The organism is Micromonospora sp. NPDC007220 (genome assembly GCF_040634035.1).
GTDB lineage: Bacteria > Actinomycetota > Actinomycetes > Mycobacteriales > Micromonosporaceae > Micromonospora > Micromonospora reichwaldensis.
This window is the reverse complement of sequence record NZ_JBEYEU010000001.1, coordinates 486,434-501,904: the sequence shown is the minus strand read 5'-3', so window position 1 is coordinate 501,904 and position 15,471 is coordinate 486,434. Positions and strand designations below refer to the sequence as shown.

14 protein-coding genes are annotated in these 15,471 nt (G+C 74.7%); 5 read left to right on the top strand and 9 right to left on the bottom strand.

The genetic code is table 11. From position 1 onward, the window contains the following. Positions 1-42 precede the first annotated feature (42 nt). From ABZ573_RS02515 to ABZ573_RS02480, 8 genes are all read right to left on the bottom strand, one after another. Positions 43-1,125, bottom strand: a complete 1,083-nt coding sequence (locus tag ABZ573_RS02515; RefSeq protein WP_358114893.1) for a hypothetical protein — start codon at positions 1,123-1,125, stop codon at positions 43-45. Beyond that, positions 1,122-1,694, bottom strand: coding sequence for an RNA polymerase sigma factor (locus ABZ573_RS02510; protein ID WP_327030367.1), 573 nt, complete (start codon positions 1,692-1,694; stop codon positions 1,122-1,124). The genes ABZ573_RS02515 and ABZ573_RS02510 overlap by 4 nt, the downstream gene beginning before the upstream one ends. A 109-nt stretch (positions 1,695-1,803) precedes the next feature. Next, positions 1,804-2,166: a monovalent cation/H(+) antiporter subunit G gene (gene mnhG / locus ABZ573_RS02505; protein ID WP_151453966.1), complete on the bottom strand. Its 363-nt coding sequence runs from the start codon at positions 2,164-2,166 to the stop codon at positions 1,804-1,806. Then, entirely contained in the window at positions 2,163-2,426 is a 264-nt protein-coding gene (locus ABZ573_RS02500; RefSeq protein ID WP_089002241.1) for a monovalent cation/H+ antiporter complex subunit F, read from the bottom strand. Before ABZ573_RS02500 ends, mnhG begins: the two co-directional genes overlap by 4 nt. After that, entirely contained in the window at positions 2,423-3,058 is a 636-nt protein-coding gene (locus ABZ573_RS02495; protein ID WP_225852118.1) for a Na+/H+ antiporter subunit E, read from the bottom strand. Before ABZ573_RS02495 ends, ABZ573_RS02500 begins: the two co-directional genes overlap by 4 nt. Further along, positions 3,055-4,632 carry a Na+/H+ antiporter subunit D gene (locus ABZ573_RS02490; RefSeq protein ID WP_151453965.1) on the bottom strand — a complete coding sequence of 526 codons (1,578 nt, stop codon included), beginning with the start codon at positions 4,630-4,632 and terminating at the stop codon, positions 3,055-3,057. Before ABZ573_RS02490 ends, ABZ573_RS02495 begins: the two co-directional genes overlap by 4 nt. Next, positions 4,629-5,114, bottom strand: a complete 486-nt coding sequence (locus ABZ573_RS02485; RefSeq protein WP_225852117.1) for a Na(+)/H(+) antiporter subunit C — start codon at positions 5,112-5,114, stop codon at positions 4,629-4,631. The genes ABZ573_RS02490 and ABZ573_RS02485 overlap by 4 nt, the downstream gene beginning before the upstream one ends. Then, entirely contained in the window at positions 5,111-7,948 is a 2,838-nt protein-coding gene (locus tag ABZ573_RS02480) for a Na+/H+ antiporter subunit A (protein ID WP_327030365.1), read from the bottom strand. Before ABZ573_RS02480 ends, ABZ573_RS02485 begins: the two co-directional genes overlap by 4 nt. A 315-nt stretch (positions 7,949-8,263) precedes the next feature. On the opposite strand from ABZ573_RS02480, the gene ABZ573_RS02475 reads away from it, so the two are divergent. Continuing rightward, on the top strand, positions 8,264-9,220 hold the full coding sequence (locus tag ABZ573_RS02475; RefSeq protein ID WP_358114888.1) for a hypothetical protein: 957 nt from the start codon (positions 8,264-8,266) through the stop codon (positions 9,218-9,220). A gap of 69 nt (positions 9,221-9,289) precedes the next feature. Here ABZ573_RS02475 and ABZ573_RS02470 read toward each other — a convergent pair whose 3' ends face one another. Continuing rightward, on the bottom strand, positions 9,290-10,888 hold the full coding sequence (locus ABZ573_RS02470) for an amidohydrolase (RefSeq protein ID WP_151453963.1): 1,599 nt from the start codon (positions 10,886-10,888) through the stop codon (positions 9,290-9,292). A gap of 203 nt (positions 10,889-11,091) precedes the next feature. Here ABZ573_RS02470 and ABZ573_RS02465 point away from each other — a divergent pair, with 203 nt between their 5' ends. From ABZ573_RS02465 to ABZ573_RS02450, 4 genes are all read left to right on the top strand, one after another. Beyond that, positions 11,092-11,658, top strand: coding sequence for a sigma-70 family RNA polymerase sigma factor (locus ABZ573_RS02465; RefSeq protein ID WP_151453962.1), 567 nt, complete (start codon positions 11,092-11,094; stop codon positions 11,656-11,658). 87 nt (positions 11,659-11,745) lie between these two features. Beyond that, positions 11,746-12,501, top strand: coding sequence for a zf-HC2 domain-containing protein (locus ABZ573_RS02460; protein ID WP_327030364.1), 756 nt, complete (start codon positions 11,746-11,748; stop codon positions 12,499-12,501). Between the two features lie 51 nt (positions 12,502-12,552). Next, complete coding sequence (locus ABZ573_RS02455; protein ID WP_151453960.1) at positions 12,553-13,203, top strand: copper resistance CopC family protein; 651 nt, start codon at positions 12,553-12,555, stop codon at positions 13,201-13,203. Between the two features lie 93 nt (positions 13,204-13,296). Further along, a complete protein-coding gene (locus ABZ573_RS02450; protein ID WP_358114883.1) occupies positions 13,297-15,441 on the top strand; it encodes a bifunctional copper resistance protein CopD/cytochrome c oxidase assembly protein in 2,145 nt (714 codons plus the stop codon). Positions 15,442-15,471: the final 30 nt, after the last annotated feature.

Here is a 15,471-nt window from a genome sequence, read left to right as displayed (position 1 = left end):
ACTCACGCTGCGCGAGTGCCGGCGTCGGAACGGCCGAGGTGCTCAGGCGCAGCCCAACCCCTGGGCGTACGCGGGCGGCGGGTTCCCGGCGGCGACCTTGTCGGCGATCTCCCAGAACACCTCCGGCCAGTCGCCCTCGTCGTTCATCTGGTGCAGCACCCGCCAGTTGTGGCTGCTGCGCAGGGCGTCGCCGGCCCGCTGGAGTGCGGCGTCGTCGCCGGCCCGCTTCGCGCGTAGCCATTCGGCGATCCACGCGCAGCCGACCCGGGAGGTCACCTGGGCGCCGAACTGGTAGGAGTCGTTGGTGCCGACGTCACCCAGCGCGGTGGGGTCGAAGTTCGGCGGAAGCGGCACGTCGGCGAGCACCTTGGCCGCCTCCTCGTTTACCCGCGCGGGCGTGACGATCTCCGCCGGTAGCGCGGCCAGCCAGGTGCGTACGTCGACACGGACGACGGCGGCGAGGACCTCGTCGAACTCGTCCCGGCTCCAGCCTCCTCCGGTACGGAGCTCGACGAAGGCACCGTCGCGGGGGCGGAGCATGACCGCGAAGTCGTCGGCGCTGTAGCGGAACAGGTCACCCGGCCAGCCGTCGACCCGCACCGCTTTCGGGGGGCTGACATTGCGCCGGTCGGCGTGGTAGCCCTCGTACTGTGCGGCCGGGTACCAGTTCATCTCCAACTGGCGCCCGCCGTTGCTGAACGCGATGGTGCCCTGCTGCTCGGTGAACCCGTAGACGGTGGTCACCTTCCAGCCCGGCTGGTCGATGAGCAGCCGCGGGTTCCCCTCGGCGGCCTTCATCGCCACGGGCGAGTAGACGACGGGGGCGCCCGCGCTGGCGGCGTCCGTGGGAGGGGACTGGCTGTCGTCCGGATGCTCTCGGAACACGGTGGAGACGACGAGGACACCGGTGAGGACGGCGGCGGCGGTCAGCGCGCCGGCGAAGCGGCGGACCGTGCCGCGGCCCACGCGGGAGCGTGGTGGCGGTGATTCGACGACGCGTTCGAGCCTCGGCTCGGACATGATCTCCTCCAGGAGGATCTGCTTCGCCCCGTCCAGGTGCCCGACGACATCGGGTCGGTAGGGGTCGGCGTCTCGAACCATCCGGTCGAGGTGCTCCTCGGTCATCGGTCCTCCTTCGGGGTGGGTGCGGTCAGGACGTCGAGTACATGTCCGGCTGGGTCGGGGTCGTCACGGACGAGGTCGCGCAGCCTGGCCCGGGCGCGCGAGAGGCGGGTACGGACCACGGCCGGGTTCACCCGGAGGACCGCGGCCGCCTCACGGGGCTCCAGGCCCTCCCAGACGGTCAGCATCAGCACCTCCCGGTCCAGCTCGCACAGGCGGGCCAGCGCGGCCCGGACGGCGAGCCGTTCCGGCACCTCACTGCCCGGGTCGGCGGCGATCGCGGCCGTGATCCCCTGCCGTAGCCGCTCGCCCAGCCGCTGCCGGCGTCTGCCGCTGCGGTGGTGGTTGGCGAGCACCCGCCGGGCGACGCCGTACAGCCACAGCCGGGTCTCGGCGTCCGTCGGCATCTCGTGTCTGCGCCGCCAAGCCACGAGGAAGGTCTCCGCGACCACGTCGGCCGCGTCCTCGGGATGCTCGACGCGCCGCAGGGCGTACGCCAGCAGCGGCTCGAAGCCGTCGGCGTAGACGCGTCGGAAATGGTCCTCGTGCTCGGTCGCGGAGGTCACGTCCATTCCATGTCCGGTCGGACGCCGATCGTGACGGCCCCGGCCCGGAATGGGCCTCGATCCGTTCCCGCGAGTCGTCCCGGCCGGCCCTCGCAGAGCTGCCGGGGCCCTCCGGTCAGGAGCGGCCGGAGCTGATGCGGTCCAGGTGGGGCGCGAGTTCGTCGGTGATCAGCAGGTCGCGGCGGATCTCGTCGTGCGGGTAGCCGGCCCGGCCCACCATGTGCGCCGCGACGGGCGCGGTGGCGAGTTGGAAGGCGCCGACGAGCACGAGGGTGGTGATGTCCACCCCCGTACGCAGGCGCAGCGCGCAGCCGAGCAGGACGAGCAGCAGGCCGAGCACCTGGGGCTTGGCCGCCGCGTGCATCCGGGCGAGCAGGTCGGGGAAGCGCAGCAGCGCCGCCCCGGCGGCGACGCAGAGCAGCGCGCCGGCGATCAGGCACACGCCGGCGGCGACGTCGAGGACGGCGTCGAGCGTCACTTGTCGTTCCTCCGGGCGGCGAACCGGGCGACGCTGACCGAGCCGACGAACCCGAGGATGGCGAGGACGACCAGCACGGGCAGCGCGGTGGCGTCGCGGCTGTAGGCGGCCTCGGTGGCGATGGCGGCGACGACGACGGCGAGCAGGACGTCGGTCGCGACGGCGCGGTCGAGGATGGACGGTCCGCGGATGATGCGGACGAGGGTCAGCCCGACGGCCACGGCGAGCAGCGCGGCGACGGTCACGGCGACGACGGTCATCTGGGTACCCCTTCCGGGTGGGCCGGCTCCGACGGGCCGGCGGCGTGGGGTTGCGTCACGCGGCGCAGTTCGTCGGGCGAGCCGATGGCGGCGACGATCCGCGCTTCGAGGTCGAGCACGCCCTGCCGGAACCGCTCGACCTCCTCGCGGCTGCGTACGCCGATGACGTGCACGTAGAGGGTGCCGGTCGTCCGGTCGGCCTCGATGATGAGGCTGCCGGGCACCAGGGACAGCGCCTCGGCGGTCAGCGTGAGGTTGAGGTCGGTGTTGACCCGCAGCGGCACGGCGATGATCGCGCTGAGCGGGGGTTTCCCGATCCGCACCGCCAGCCAGGCGATCTGGGCGGAGGCGACCACGAGGTCCCGCAGGAAACGCACCCAGAACCGCGCGAGCGGCACGGGGCGGATCCGCCCGGCGAAGGTCACCGGCGGCAGTGGGAAGACCGCCAGCAGCACGACGGAGAGCACCAGCCCGCTGATCAGGTTGGCCCAGGAGAGGGTGCCCCACAGCAGCACCCAGACGCCGGTCAGCCCGGTCACGGCGACGATCCGGTTGCGCCGGAGGGCCGTGCGGGTCAGCGGCGGGTTCGTCGGCGCGACGGGCTTCGGCGGGCTCATCGGGTCACTGGTCACGGGGCACCGTCCGGAAACACGGCCTCGACGTACGGGGTCCGGCGCAGCAGGTCGTCGGCCGCGTCGGTGCTGATGTCGAACAGCGGCCCGGCCACCACGGTCAGCGCCAGGCCGAGCACCACCAGGGCGGCGGTCGACCCGATCATCAGCCGCGGCAGCACGGCGCCCGACGCCTCGGGGTCCGCTTCCCGGTGCGGCTGCTCGGCGCCCTCGGTGCGGGCGGCCCGCACGGCGTCGCCGGCGGCGGGCATGTCCGGGTGCGGGGCACGCCAGAAGGCCAGGTTCCAGACGCGGGCGATGGCGTAGAGGGTGAGCAGGCTGGTGAGCAGACCGCCTACGACGAGCGTCCAGGCCAGCGGACCGCCGTCGTCCACGCCGGCCTGGACGAGGCCGAGCTTGCCGAGGAAGCCGGAGAACGGTGGGATGCCGGCGAGGTTGAGCGCGGGCAGGAAGAACAGCACGGCCAGCAGCGGCGAGAGTCGGGCCAGCCCGCCGAGCCGGTCCAGGGCGGTGCTCCCGCCCCGGCGTTCGACGAGGCCGGCGGCGAGGAACAGGGTGGTCTGGATGGTGATGTGGTGCACCACGTAGAAGATCGCCGCGGACAGCCCGAGGGAGGTGCTCAACCCGACGCCGAAGAGCATGTAACCGATGTGGCTGATGAGGGTGAACGACAACAGTCGTTTGACGTCGGACTGGGCGACCGCGCCGAGGATGCCCACCACCATCGTCAGCGCCGCCACCACCAGCAGCAGGTCGGCGGTGCGCCCGCCGGGGAACAGCAGCGTCTCGGTGCGGATGATCGCGTACACGCCGACCTTGGTGAGCAGGCCGGCGAAGACCGCGGTGACCGGCGCCGGGGCGGTGGGGTAGCTGTCCGGCAGCCAGGCCGACAGCGGGAACACGGCCGCCTTGATGCCGAAGGCCAGCAGCAGCATGCCCTGCAGCACCAGCCGGATGTCGTCCGGCAGCGCGTCGAGCCGGTCCACGAGCTGGGCCAGGTTGAGGGTGCCGGTCGCCGCGTAGACCAGGCCGATCGCGACCAGGAAGATCAGCGACGAGAGCAGGCTGACCACGACGTACGTGGTGCCGGCCCGGATCCGGGTCTCCGTGCTGCCCAGGGTCAGCAGCACGTAGCTGGCGACCAGCAGGATCTCGAAGCCGACGTAGAGGTTGAACAGGTCGCCGGAGAGGAACGCGTTGCACACGCCGGCGGTCAGCACGAGGTAGGTCGGGTGGTAGACCGACAGCGGCGTCTCCTCGTTGCCGTCGGCCGTGCCCTGCCCGATCGAGTAGACGAGCACGCAGAGGGTGACGGCGGCGGAGACGACGAGCATCAGCGCGGCGAGCTGGTCGGCGACCAGGACGATGCCCAGCGGCGCCACCCAGCCGCCGACCTCGACGACCAGCGGCCCGTCCACGGAGGAGCGGACCAGCAGCGTGGCCGCCACGGCGACGGTGGCGGTGAGGACCGTGAGGCTGACCCAGCGCTGGGCGCGGGGCCGGCCGACGAGCAGCAGCGTCAGGGCCGCGCCGAGCAGCGGCATCACCACCGGCAGGGGTACGAGCCAGGTCATCGGCCCCTCCCCGCGTCCCCGGCCGGGCTGGCCGTGGTGTCGTCGGCGGGCACGGTGGCCAGGGCGACGTCGCCGTCGCCGTCACCGTCACCGGCGTCGTTGTCGGCGGTGCCCGGTCCCTCGTCCCGGTCGGCCAACTCCATGATGCGGCGGTCCTCGACGTCGTCCTGCACCTCGTCGTGCCCGTTGAGGTGCCAGCTGCGGTACGCCAGGGCGAGCAGGAACGCGGTCATGCCGAGGGTGATGACGATCGCGGTCAGCACCATGGCCTGGGGCAGCGGGTCGCTCATGTCCCCCTCGGCGGTGGTGCCGACGATCGGCGGCCCGCCGGCCTTGCCGCCGGTGAGCAGCAGGAGGTTGGCGCCGTTGCCGAGCAGGATGACGCCCATCAGCACCCGCGTCAGGCTGCGCTCCAGCAGCAGCGTCACCCCGGCGGCGAAGAGGACGCCGACCACGAGGACGTAGGTCAGGTTCGGGTTCACACCAGCTCCTTCGTCCGGTCGTCGGCCTGTTCGGTCTCGCGTTGGTCGGTCTCCTGTTGCCGGTCCATCTCCGCGCCCAGGCTGCGCAGGATGTCCAGGACCAGGCCGACCACGATGAGGTAGACGCCGACGTCGAAGAAGACCGACGTGACGAAGTGGACGTGGCCGAAGACCGGCAGGTGCAGGTCCAGCAGGGCGCTCTGGAGGAACTCCCCGCCCAGCAGCATCGCGGCGACGCCCGTGCCGACCGCGACGAACAGCCCGGCGCCGAGCACCGCGCCGGCGTCGACCGGGGCGGCCCCGTTGAGTTCCGTGCGCCCGCCCGCCAGGTAGCGCACGGCCAGCGCGAGCCCGGCCACCAGTCCGGCGGCGAAGCCGCCGCCGGGGGCGTTGTGCCCGGAGAAGAGCAGGTAAATCGAGAAGAGCACGATGGCGTGGAACAGCAGCCGGGTGACGACCTGGAGGATGACCGACTGCTGACGGGTGGTGGCGCCGGTGGTGAGCCAGCGGGGCCGCGCCGACTCGGTGCGGCCGACGCCGGGGATGCCCCTGCGCAGGTCGAGGTCCCGGGAGTGGCGGAAGATGAGGCTGGCCACGCCGGTGGCGGCCACCACCAGCACGGCGATCTCGCCCATGGTGTCCCAGGCCCGGATGTCGACCAGGGTCACGTTGACGATGTTCTTGCCGCCGCCGTAGGAGACGGCCTCGTCGGGGAAGTCGACGGAGATCGGGGTGGCGATCCGCGCTCCCGCCGCCACGTACGCCATGCCTGCGGTGACCACGCCCACGGCGACGCCGAGCGCGATGCGACCGCGCCGGCTGGACCGGATGGGCCGTTCGGAGAACTTGGCGGGGAGGTGGCGCAGGACCAGTACGAACATGACGATCGTGACGGTCTCCACCAGGAACTGGGTCAGGGCCAGGTCCGGGGCGCCGTGCAGGATGAACAGCAGCGCGGTGCCGTAGCCGGCGACGCCGACGAGGATCATCGCGGTCAGTCGGCGCCGGGCGCGGGCGGCGGCCACGGCGGCCACGATCACCACCGCGGCGGCGACGGCCTGCAACGGGGTGTCCCACAGTTGGAACCGCTGCGGCCAGGGCATCCCGGCCAGCAGCGCCCCACCCGGCAAGGTGATCATCACCAACAGGATGACGCCGAGGTAGAAGGGGAGGGAGCCGCGCTGCGTGGCGCCGGTCAGCTCCACCGCAAGCCGGTCCACCCCGCCGATGAGCCGGTCGTAGACCGCGGCCCCGTCGAAGGGCAGTCGAACCGACGCGCCCAGCCGCCCCCGGTGCCGCAGGAGGAACAGCCCCACGCCGCCGGCGACCGCCAGCGCCGACAGGCCCAGCGCCAGGGTCGGCCCGTGCCACAGCGCGAGGTGGTAGCCGGGCTCGGCACTCTCGTACAGGTCCGCGTACGGGGCGAGGACCTTGTCGACGGCGGGCGCGAAGAGTCCCACCGCCAGGCCGGCGGCGGCGAGCACGACGGCCGGCGCGAGGAAGGGCCACCCGGCCGACCGGGCCTCGGTGGCGGGCACGTCGCCTTTGGTCGCGAACGCGCCCCAGACGAAACGCAGCGTGTACGCCACGGTCAGCGCCGAGCCGAGCACCAGGCCGGCGAGCACCACCAGGTCGCCGGTGCCGCCGTGCAGGAACGCCTCGACCGCCGCCTCCTTGGCGACGAATCCGGCCAGCGGCGGGAGGCCGGCCATGGAGGCCGCCGCGAGGCCCGCCACCACCGCGAGCGCCGGCGCCCGCCGCCCGAGGCCGCTGAGTTCGCGCAGGTCACGGGTGCCGGCTACGTGGTCGACGACCCCGACGACGAGGAACAGGGTGGACTTGAACAGCGCGTGGGCCAGCACCATCGCCGCGCCGGCCAGCGCGGTGTCGCGGGTGCCGGCACCGAGGACCACCATCAGCAGGCCGAGCTGGCTGACCGTGCCGTAGGCCAGCAGCAGCTTCAGGTCGGCCTGCCGCAGCGCCGCCCAGCCGCCGAGGAACATGGTGATCAGCCCGCCGGCCAGCAGCACCGGCCGCCACGGCGTGACCCCGACCACGGCCGGTCCCATCAGCGCGACGAGGAACACACCCGCTTTGACCATCGCCGCGGCGTGCAGGTAGGCGCTGACCGGGGTGGGCGCGGCCATCGCGCCGGGCAGCCAGAAGCTGAAGGGGAAGATCGCCGACTTGCTCAGCGCGCCGAGCAGGATCAGCACCAGGGCCACGGCCAGGTAGCCGCCGCCGGGCAGGTCGGTGGCGATCTGCGACCAGCGGTACGTGCCGGCGTGCTGGCCGAGCATGACGAACCCGGCGAGCATCGCCAGGCCACCCAGGGTGGTCACCAGCAGCGCCTGCATGGCCGCGCGCCGACTGGCCCGCTTGGTGGGGTCGCTGCCGATCAGCAGGTAGGAGAGGACGGTCGTCAGCTCCCAGAACACGTACAGCAGCAGCAGGTCGTCGGAGACCACCAGGCCGAGCATCGCCCCGGCGAAGGCGACGAAGACGGCCGCGAAGCGGCCCAGGCCCGGGTCGTCGGAGCGGAAGTAGCGGGCGCTGTAGGCGAGCACCAGCGCCCCGACCCCGCCGACGAGCACCACCATCAGCCAGGCCAGGGTGCCCATCCGCAGGGCGATCTCCAGGCCGAGCTGGGGAACCCAGGTGACCGTCTCGACGACCGGATTGCCGGAGCGGACCGTCCCGGTCCGGGTCAGCGCCCAGACCAGGGTCGCCGCGGGGGCCAGGGCCACCAGGTAGAGCCCTTTTCGGCCCCAGATACGTATCAGTCCCGGGGCGATCACGGCTGCGAGTGCGTGGACCGCCACCAGAACCAGCACATACCCTCCCCAGAGTTCGACAACCGGTTAGCCAACCCTAACCGGTAAGGAGCGAATCTGCATATCGGCGATACGGCGCCGCCAGCGTGCCCGTGCCCGCCGGCGGCGCGAACGACCGGCCGTCGGCCTCCCGTCGGGAGGTCCACGGGGGCCGATGCGGCGGCCTCGTCGCCCGCGCCCCTCCTGCTTATCATGATCAGGAGGCGATCGCCCACCTTGCGGATACCCTTGGCGACCTGGCGAGCAGGGCGACGACGCGCACCCGGGCGCGACGCGACGGCGCCGGAAAATCGAGGGCGACGGATGGGTGGGGCGATGCGGAGTGGGATGCTGGTGTCGACCCGGACGGCTCTCGCCGGGGCGACGGGCAACGCCCTCGTGATGGGTGTGGCCGAGGTGAGCACGCCGCTCGGCTGGGTGCTGCTTCCGGGGCTGCTCGGCGTGTCCACCCGCCCCCGGGTGGCGGCGCTGATCTCCGCCTGGGCGGCCGTCCTGCTGGCGGCGTCCGTGGTCGTTCCCGTCGTACCCGGGCACCGCGCCGATCCGTGGGCGCTCGGCGCCTCCGCGGCGAGCCTGGCCGCCGTACCGCTGCTGGCCTGGGCCAGGCGACGCCGCGAGGCGCGGGCCGTCGCCCGCGTGCCCGCGCCCCGCGACGTCGCCGTGTTCACCATGCCCGCCGGCACGGGACGCGCCGCGCTGGCCGTCTGCCGCGCCCCCGGGGAGGTCGCGGCGGCGGTACCGCTGCGCCGGGGTGGCCTGCGCGTCCTCCTCGGCGTGGCGCACGGCGCCACCCTGGCCCGCCCGGAGCACACCCGGGCGCTGGAGTCGGCCTTCCGCGACGAGGCCCTGCGCGGCGGCGGATCGCTGCCGCGGATCGCCGGGGCCCTCGACGACCTCGTGCGGGGCATCGCCCCGGGCGGTTACCTCGCCGCCACCCTGGTGGAGGTCTCCCCCGAGGGGCGCGTCACCCTGCTGCGCTGCGGCGGCCCGGACGCCACCGCGCACGCCGGAGACGGGGCCCGTCCCGCGGACCTGCCCGACGCCGGCCCGCTCGGCCTGACCGGGGCGGCGACCAGCGTGACGGAGGCGCCGGCCGGCGCCCGGCGACTGACGGTCGCCCCGGCCGACGCCGGGCCGCGCCGGCCGACCGAGGAGGCGCTGCGGTCCCCGCGTGCCGCGGACGCCGTGGTCGCGCTGACCCGACGCCCCGGCGACCGCCGCCGGACCGGCCCGGCACTGGTGGTCGACCTGCCGCCCGAGCGGCCCGCCTGACCGCCGACCCCGGCCCGGCGGGCGAACGTGGGGTGGCGGGCAAGGGGCGACCCCGAGCGACGGCCCCGGTCAGCGCTGCCAGCGCACGACCCCGCCGACCACGGTGAGCGCCACCGTGAGGTCGCGCAGGTCCGCCGGCTCGACCCGGTACGGGTCGGTGGGCAGCGCGATGAAGTCCGCGAGCATCCCCGGGGTCAGCCGCCCCTTCAGGTGCTCCTCATAGGAGGCGTACGCGCCCGCCTCGGTGAAGCAGCGCAGCGCCGTGTCGAGATCGACCCGCTCGTGCGGGTCCACGCCGCCGGGCGGGGTCCCGTCGGGCTGCTGCCGGGTCACCGCGGCGTGGATGCCGAAGAACGGATCCGGGTCCTCCACCGGGGCGTCCGAGCCGAAGGCCACCGTCGCGCCGGCGTCCAGCAGGCTGCGCCAGGCGTACGAGGCGAGGTCCCGGCCGGCGAGCATCCGGCTGGTCAGGGGAATGTCGCTGGTGCAGTGCGTCGGCTGCATCGAGGCGATCACGCCCAGCCGGGCCAGCAGCGGCACGTCCGCCGGGCGCAGGTGCTGGGTGTGCTCGATCCGGTGCCGCAGCCGCCGTACCGCCGTCGGGTTGGTGCGCGCCGACTCCTGCCAGTTGGCGTACGCCCGCAGCACCATCCCGTTCGCCGCGTCGCCGATGGCGTGCGCCGCCACGGCGATGCCGGCCCCGGCCGCCTTCGCCACCAGCCGCTCGAACTCCTCCGCCGGGGTGACGGCGATGCCGTGGTTGTCGGGCTCGCCGTCGTACGGCTCGGTCATCAGGCAGGTGTGCGAGCCGAGCGCCCCGTCGGTGAAGATCTTGACGGGGCCGGTGCTCAGCCAGCGGTCCCCGTCGCCGGTCGCCCAGCCCAGGTCGATCACCTCGTCCAACGCGGTCGACGGGATCGACTTGTGCACCCGCAGCGGCAGCTCGCCCCGGGCGTACAGGGTCTCGTAGGCGGCCCGGCAGTCCTGCCCGTCGATGTCGTGGATGCTGGTCAGGCCGACGGAGAGCAGCCGGGGCAGGTGGGTGCGCAGTTGCGCGACCAGGTCACCGCTGAGCGAGGTGCGCATGACGTCGTACGCCGCGTCGCCGGCCGCCTCCCGCAGGATGCCGGTCGGCTCGCCGCGTTCGTCGCGGACGATCTGCCCGCCGATCGGATCGGGGGTGCCGGCGTCGATGCCGAGTCGCCGGAGCGCGGCGGTGTTGACCCAGGTGGTGTGCCCGTCGATGGTGGGCAGCACGGCGGGCCGGTCCGGGCAGACGCGGTCCAGGTCGGCCCGGGTCGGCTGCACCGGGCGGTCCCACTTGTGGCTGTCCCAGCGCCCGCCGAAGAGCCAGGCGTCGGGCGGCAGGGTGGCCGCGTGCCGGGCGATCCGCGTCAGCGCCTCGTCGAGGCTGGTGGTGCCGCGCAGGTCCACCTGCTCCAGGCCGCGCACGTAGAGCGCCGAGTGCAGGTGGCTGTCGATCAGGCCGGGCAGCACCGTCATCCCGCCGAGGTCGACGCGGCGCGCACCGGCGCCGGCGCGGTCACGGCACTCGTCGAGGTCCCCGACGGCGACGATGCGCTCGCCGCGCACCAGCATCGCCTCGGCGTGCGGACGGGCGGGGTCGAGGGTGTGGATCCGGGCGTTCTCGAAAACCGTACCGGTCATGGGCTGCCTGCTTCGACGGTCGGGCGGGGCCGTCCATGCTAGACAGCAGCCCTCGGCGACGGGCGCGGTGGCACCCGGCGGCGGGGGCGTCGGGGAGGGTCGCCACCGGGCCGCTTGCGGTACGCTACCGACCAGTCACTACTACGACCCGTCGTGATCACCGTCGGGCACCCGCCCTCCGGTGGCCGACACGGAGGTGCCGGATGGCTGACGACGCGGAGCTGACCGCGTGGGCGCTGGCCGCCGGCCGGGGTGACCGGACGGCCGCCGCCTGCTTCGTCCGGGCGACGCAGCAGCAGGTCCGCCGCTTCCTCGCCGCGCTGGTCGCGCCCCGCGAGGCGGACGACCTGACCCAGGAGACCTTCCTGCGGGCGATGCGGTCGCTGCCGTCGTACGCCGGACGCTCCTCGACGCGGACGTGGCTGCTCGCCATCGCCCGCCGGGTCGCGGCGGACCACGTCCGCACCGTCACGTCACGGCCGCGCACGGTGCCGATGCCCGACGGGTACGACGTCCCCGACCCGGCGCGCAGCGGCTTCGACCGGCAGGTCGTGCTCGAACGCCTCATCGCGGCGTTGCCCAGGGACCGGCGGGAGGCGTTCGTCGCCACCCAGGTGCTGGGCCTGTCATACGCCGAGGCCGCGGAGGTGTGCGGCTGCCCGGTGGGCACCATCCGCTCCCGGGTGGCCCGGGCCCGGGAGGATCTGGTCGCCGCCGCGCACGGCTGGTCGGAGCCGGACGCGGGCCGGGGCGGCGACGCCACCGGTTGACCCACCCGCCCGCGCTGACCTGCGGGAAGGCTACGGCCCACGAAACTGCGCGGGAACCAACGACGGGTCCGGGACGACTACCGGTACATGGGGTGTGAGCAGTGGCGTGAGGTGCTGTCGGCGCAGTTGGACGGGGAGGAGACCGCCGCCGAGCGGACAGCCGTGGCGGCCCACCTGGCCGGCTGCGCCGGCTGCCGGACGTGGTACGACCGGGCCACGGCGGTGACCCGCCGGGCGCGGCTGTCGGTCGCCGTCGCCGGTGACGACCGCACCGACGCCATCCTCGGCGCGCTGCCCGCCCCGGCTCCGCGCCGCCGGCGGGAACGGGTCGTGCTCACGCTGCGGGCGGTCCTGGGCCTGGTCGGGGCGCTGCAACTCGTGCTGGGCCTGGCGCAGATCGGACGCGGCACGGCGAGCGCCCACGCACACGCGGCGACCGGCGGGCTGATGTCGGGGCACCTGTGGCACGAGTCGGCGGCGTGGAACGTCGCCGTGGGCGCGGGCTTCCTCTTCGTGGCCGCCCGGCGCACCCCGCCGACCGGACTGGTGCCGATGTTGAGCGCCTTCGTCGGCATGCTGGCGCTGCTGTCGGTCAACGACCTGCTGACCGGGCGGGTGGACACCGCCCGGCTGGTCAGCCACGGCTTCCTGCTCGCGGGCTACGTCATCGTCGTCGCCCTGTCCCGCCCGGGGCTGCGCCCCGACGGCCCGGCGCGGCGCAGCCGCCCGGACGAACCCCGCTGGAGCCTGCCCGCCGACGAGCCCACGGAGGCACCGGGGCTGCGGCTGCTCCCGTCGCCGTATCCCGGCTCCGCCCACGTCTCCGACCGCCGCGCGGCCTGACCGGTCACCAGCTGCCCGGCCGACCACCACCAACCAGGAGAAGCGCCAGACATGCACATCCCGTCCCGCCGCCCGACCGTCGCGGCCCTCGTCGCCGCCGCGCTGGCCGCCGCGCTGCTGCTCGTACCGGCCGCCCCCGCCGCCGCGCACAACACGCTGCGGGCCGCCAGCCCCGCCGACGGCGACCGCCTGACGACACCACCGACGCGGGTCACGCTGGAGTTCGCGCAGCGGCTCGACCCGACCTTCACCACCATCGCGCTGACCGACGCCGCCCGGCGGAAGATCCCCACCGGCGGGCCCACCGTCGACGGGACGAAGGGCACGGTGACCGTCGACGAGACGCTGGGCGAGGGCACCTACACCGTCGCCTACCGGATCGTCTCCGCCGACGGGCATCCGGTGCAGGGGTCGTACCGGTTCACCGTCGCCGGCGGCGGCGACACCACCGGCGGGGCGGGCACGGCGACCGGGGCGGTCACCGATCCGCCGGCCGCCGCCGCGTCTGCCGCCGCCGCACCGACCGCTGCCGCGGCCCCGACCGCTGCTGCCGCCCCGCCGGCCGCCGGGTCGGTCGACCCCGCCGCCGCGACCGGCTCCGGCGGCCTCGGGACGGGCGGCGTGCTGCTGGCCGCCGGGGTCCTGGTCGCCGTCCTCGGCGGGACCGCGCTGCTGCTGCGCCGGCGCCGCGAGACCCGCTGACCGGCAGCACCCCGACCCCGCCCCTCCGGCACCGCGCCCCGGGCCGCCCCCGGACGCGAACCGCCGCCCTCCCCGAACCCAAGGGACACCGACGTGCCAGACACCACCTCCCGCCCCGCCCAGCCCGCCCGGGGCCCGGACGCCGACGCCGTGGCGACGACGCCGCCCGGTGACGCCGGGCCGGTCGCGGGCCCGCCCGGCGCCGGCGTCCGTCCCGGCTCCCGGGGGCGGGGCGCGTGGCTCGTACCCGTCGCGGCCGTGGCGTCGGCGGTGGCCGTACTCCTACTCGGTCTGCGGGCCGGCGACGCGCTCGCGGTCGCGATCCCCGGGCTGCCGGATCCGGGGCCGGTCACGGCGTGGGCGCTGCCCGTGGTCCGGCTGCTCGCCGACGGCCTCGCCACCCTGACGGTCGGGATGCTGGTGACGGCCGCCTTCCTGCTGCCCGGCGACGGGCGGAGCGTCTCGGCGTACGGCTGGCTGCTGCTGCGCCGCGCGGGCACGGCGGCGGCGGGCTGGGCGGTGGCCGCGGTGACGCTGATCGTGCTGACGGTCTCGGACCTGCTAGGCGTCCCCGTGGACGGGCTTGGCGCCCCCACCGTGGTCAGCTTCGCCACCTCGATCTCGCAGGGGCAGGCGCTGCTGCTCCAGGCGGGGCTGGCGCTGGCGGTGGCCGTGCTGGCCCGGGCTGGCGTGTCGCGCGGGCTCGCCGCCGTGACGGCGTTGGTCGCGCTGGTCGGGGTGCTGCCGCCGGCGTTCACCGGGCACGCCGCCGGGGCGGGCAACCACCAGATCGCGGTGTCCAGCCTCGCCCTGCACGTGCTGGCCGCCGCCCTCTGGGTCGGCGGGCTGGTGGCGCTGCTGATGGTCCGTCGCAGCCGGCAGCTCGCCGACGCCGCCCACCGGTACGGCCGCCTCGCCCTGGGCTGCTTCGTGGCCGTCGCGGTGAGCGGATCGGCCAACGCGGCCGTACGCCTCGGCGACGTGGCCCAGCTCTGGCAGTCCCGGTACGGCTGGCTGGTCCTCGGCAAGCTCGTCGCCCTGGCGGTCCTGGGCACCCTGGGCGCCGTGCACCGGTCGCGGACCCTGCCGGCCCTGCGTACGGGTCGACGCGGCGCGTTCGCCCGGCTTGCCGCCGGCGAGGTGGTCGTGTTCGCCGCCACCGTCGGGCTGGCGGTGGCGTTGTCCCGCAGCCCCACCCCGGTGACGCAGGACCCGCTCGACGCCGATCCGATCACCGAGCTGCTCGGCTTCCCGATGCCCGCCGCGCCGACCCCGGAACGCCTGGTGGGCCAGCCGCTGCCGGACATGTTCTTCCTGACCCTCACCGTCCTCGGCATCGGCGGCTACCTGGCCGGGGTGTGGCGGCTGCACCGGGCCGGGCACCGCTGGCCGCTGGCCCGGACCGCGAGCTGGTCGGCCGGTCTGCTGCTGCTGGCCGCCGTCACCAACCTGGGCGTGGCCCGCTACGCGTACGTGCTGTTCAGCGCCCACATGGTGCAGCACATGGTGCTGTCGATGCTGGTGCCGATCCTGCTCGTCGGCGGCGCCCCGGTCACCCTCGCGCTGCGCGCCCTGCGTCGCCCCGCCGACCCGCAGGTCCGTGGTGCCCGGGAGTGGCTGCTGCTGGTGCTGCACAGCCGGCCCGCGAGGCTGCTCACCCATCCTCTGGTCGCGCTGGGCATCTACGCCGGCAGCCTCTTCGGTCTCTACCTGAGCGACCTGCTCGGCACGCTGATGCGCTCCCACCTCGGCCACCTGGCCATGCTTACGCACTTCGTGGTCGCGGGGTACCTGCTGTTCTGGGTGCTCATCGGGGTCGACCCGGGCCGGCCGAGGCTCCCCCACCCCATCCTGGTGATCATCCACCTCGCGGCGATGATGGCGCACGGCTTCTTCGGCCTCGTGCTGATGCAGACCACCAGCGTCATCGCGCCGGACTGGTACGTCGCCGTCCACCCCGACTGGGCGTCGTCGCTGCTGGAGGACCAGCGGCTGGGCGCGGGCATCGCCTGGGCGTTCGGGGAGATCCCCGCCGCGATCGTGCTGGTCGTGCTGGTCCGCCAGTGGATCCGCGCCGACCGGCGGGAGCAGGCCCGCCTCGACCGGGCCGCCGCCCGAGCCGAGGCCACCGGCGAGCCGGACGACCTGGCCCACTACAACTCGTTCCTCGCCGCCGCCGGCCGCGCCGACGCCGCCGACTCCGGTGGTTCCGCCGCGACGTCGGCCCGTACCCCGTAGGCGTCGGCGCGCGGCCCGGAGGAGGCGGGC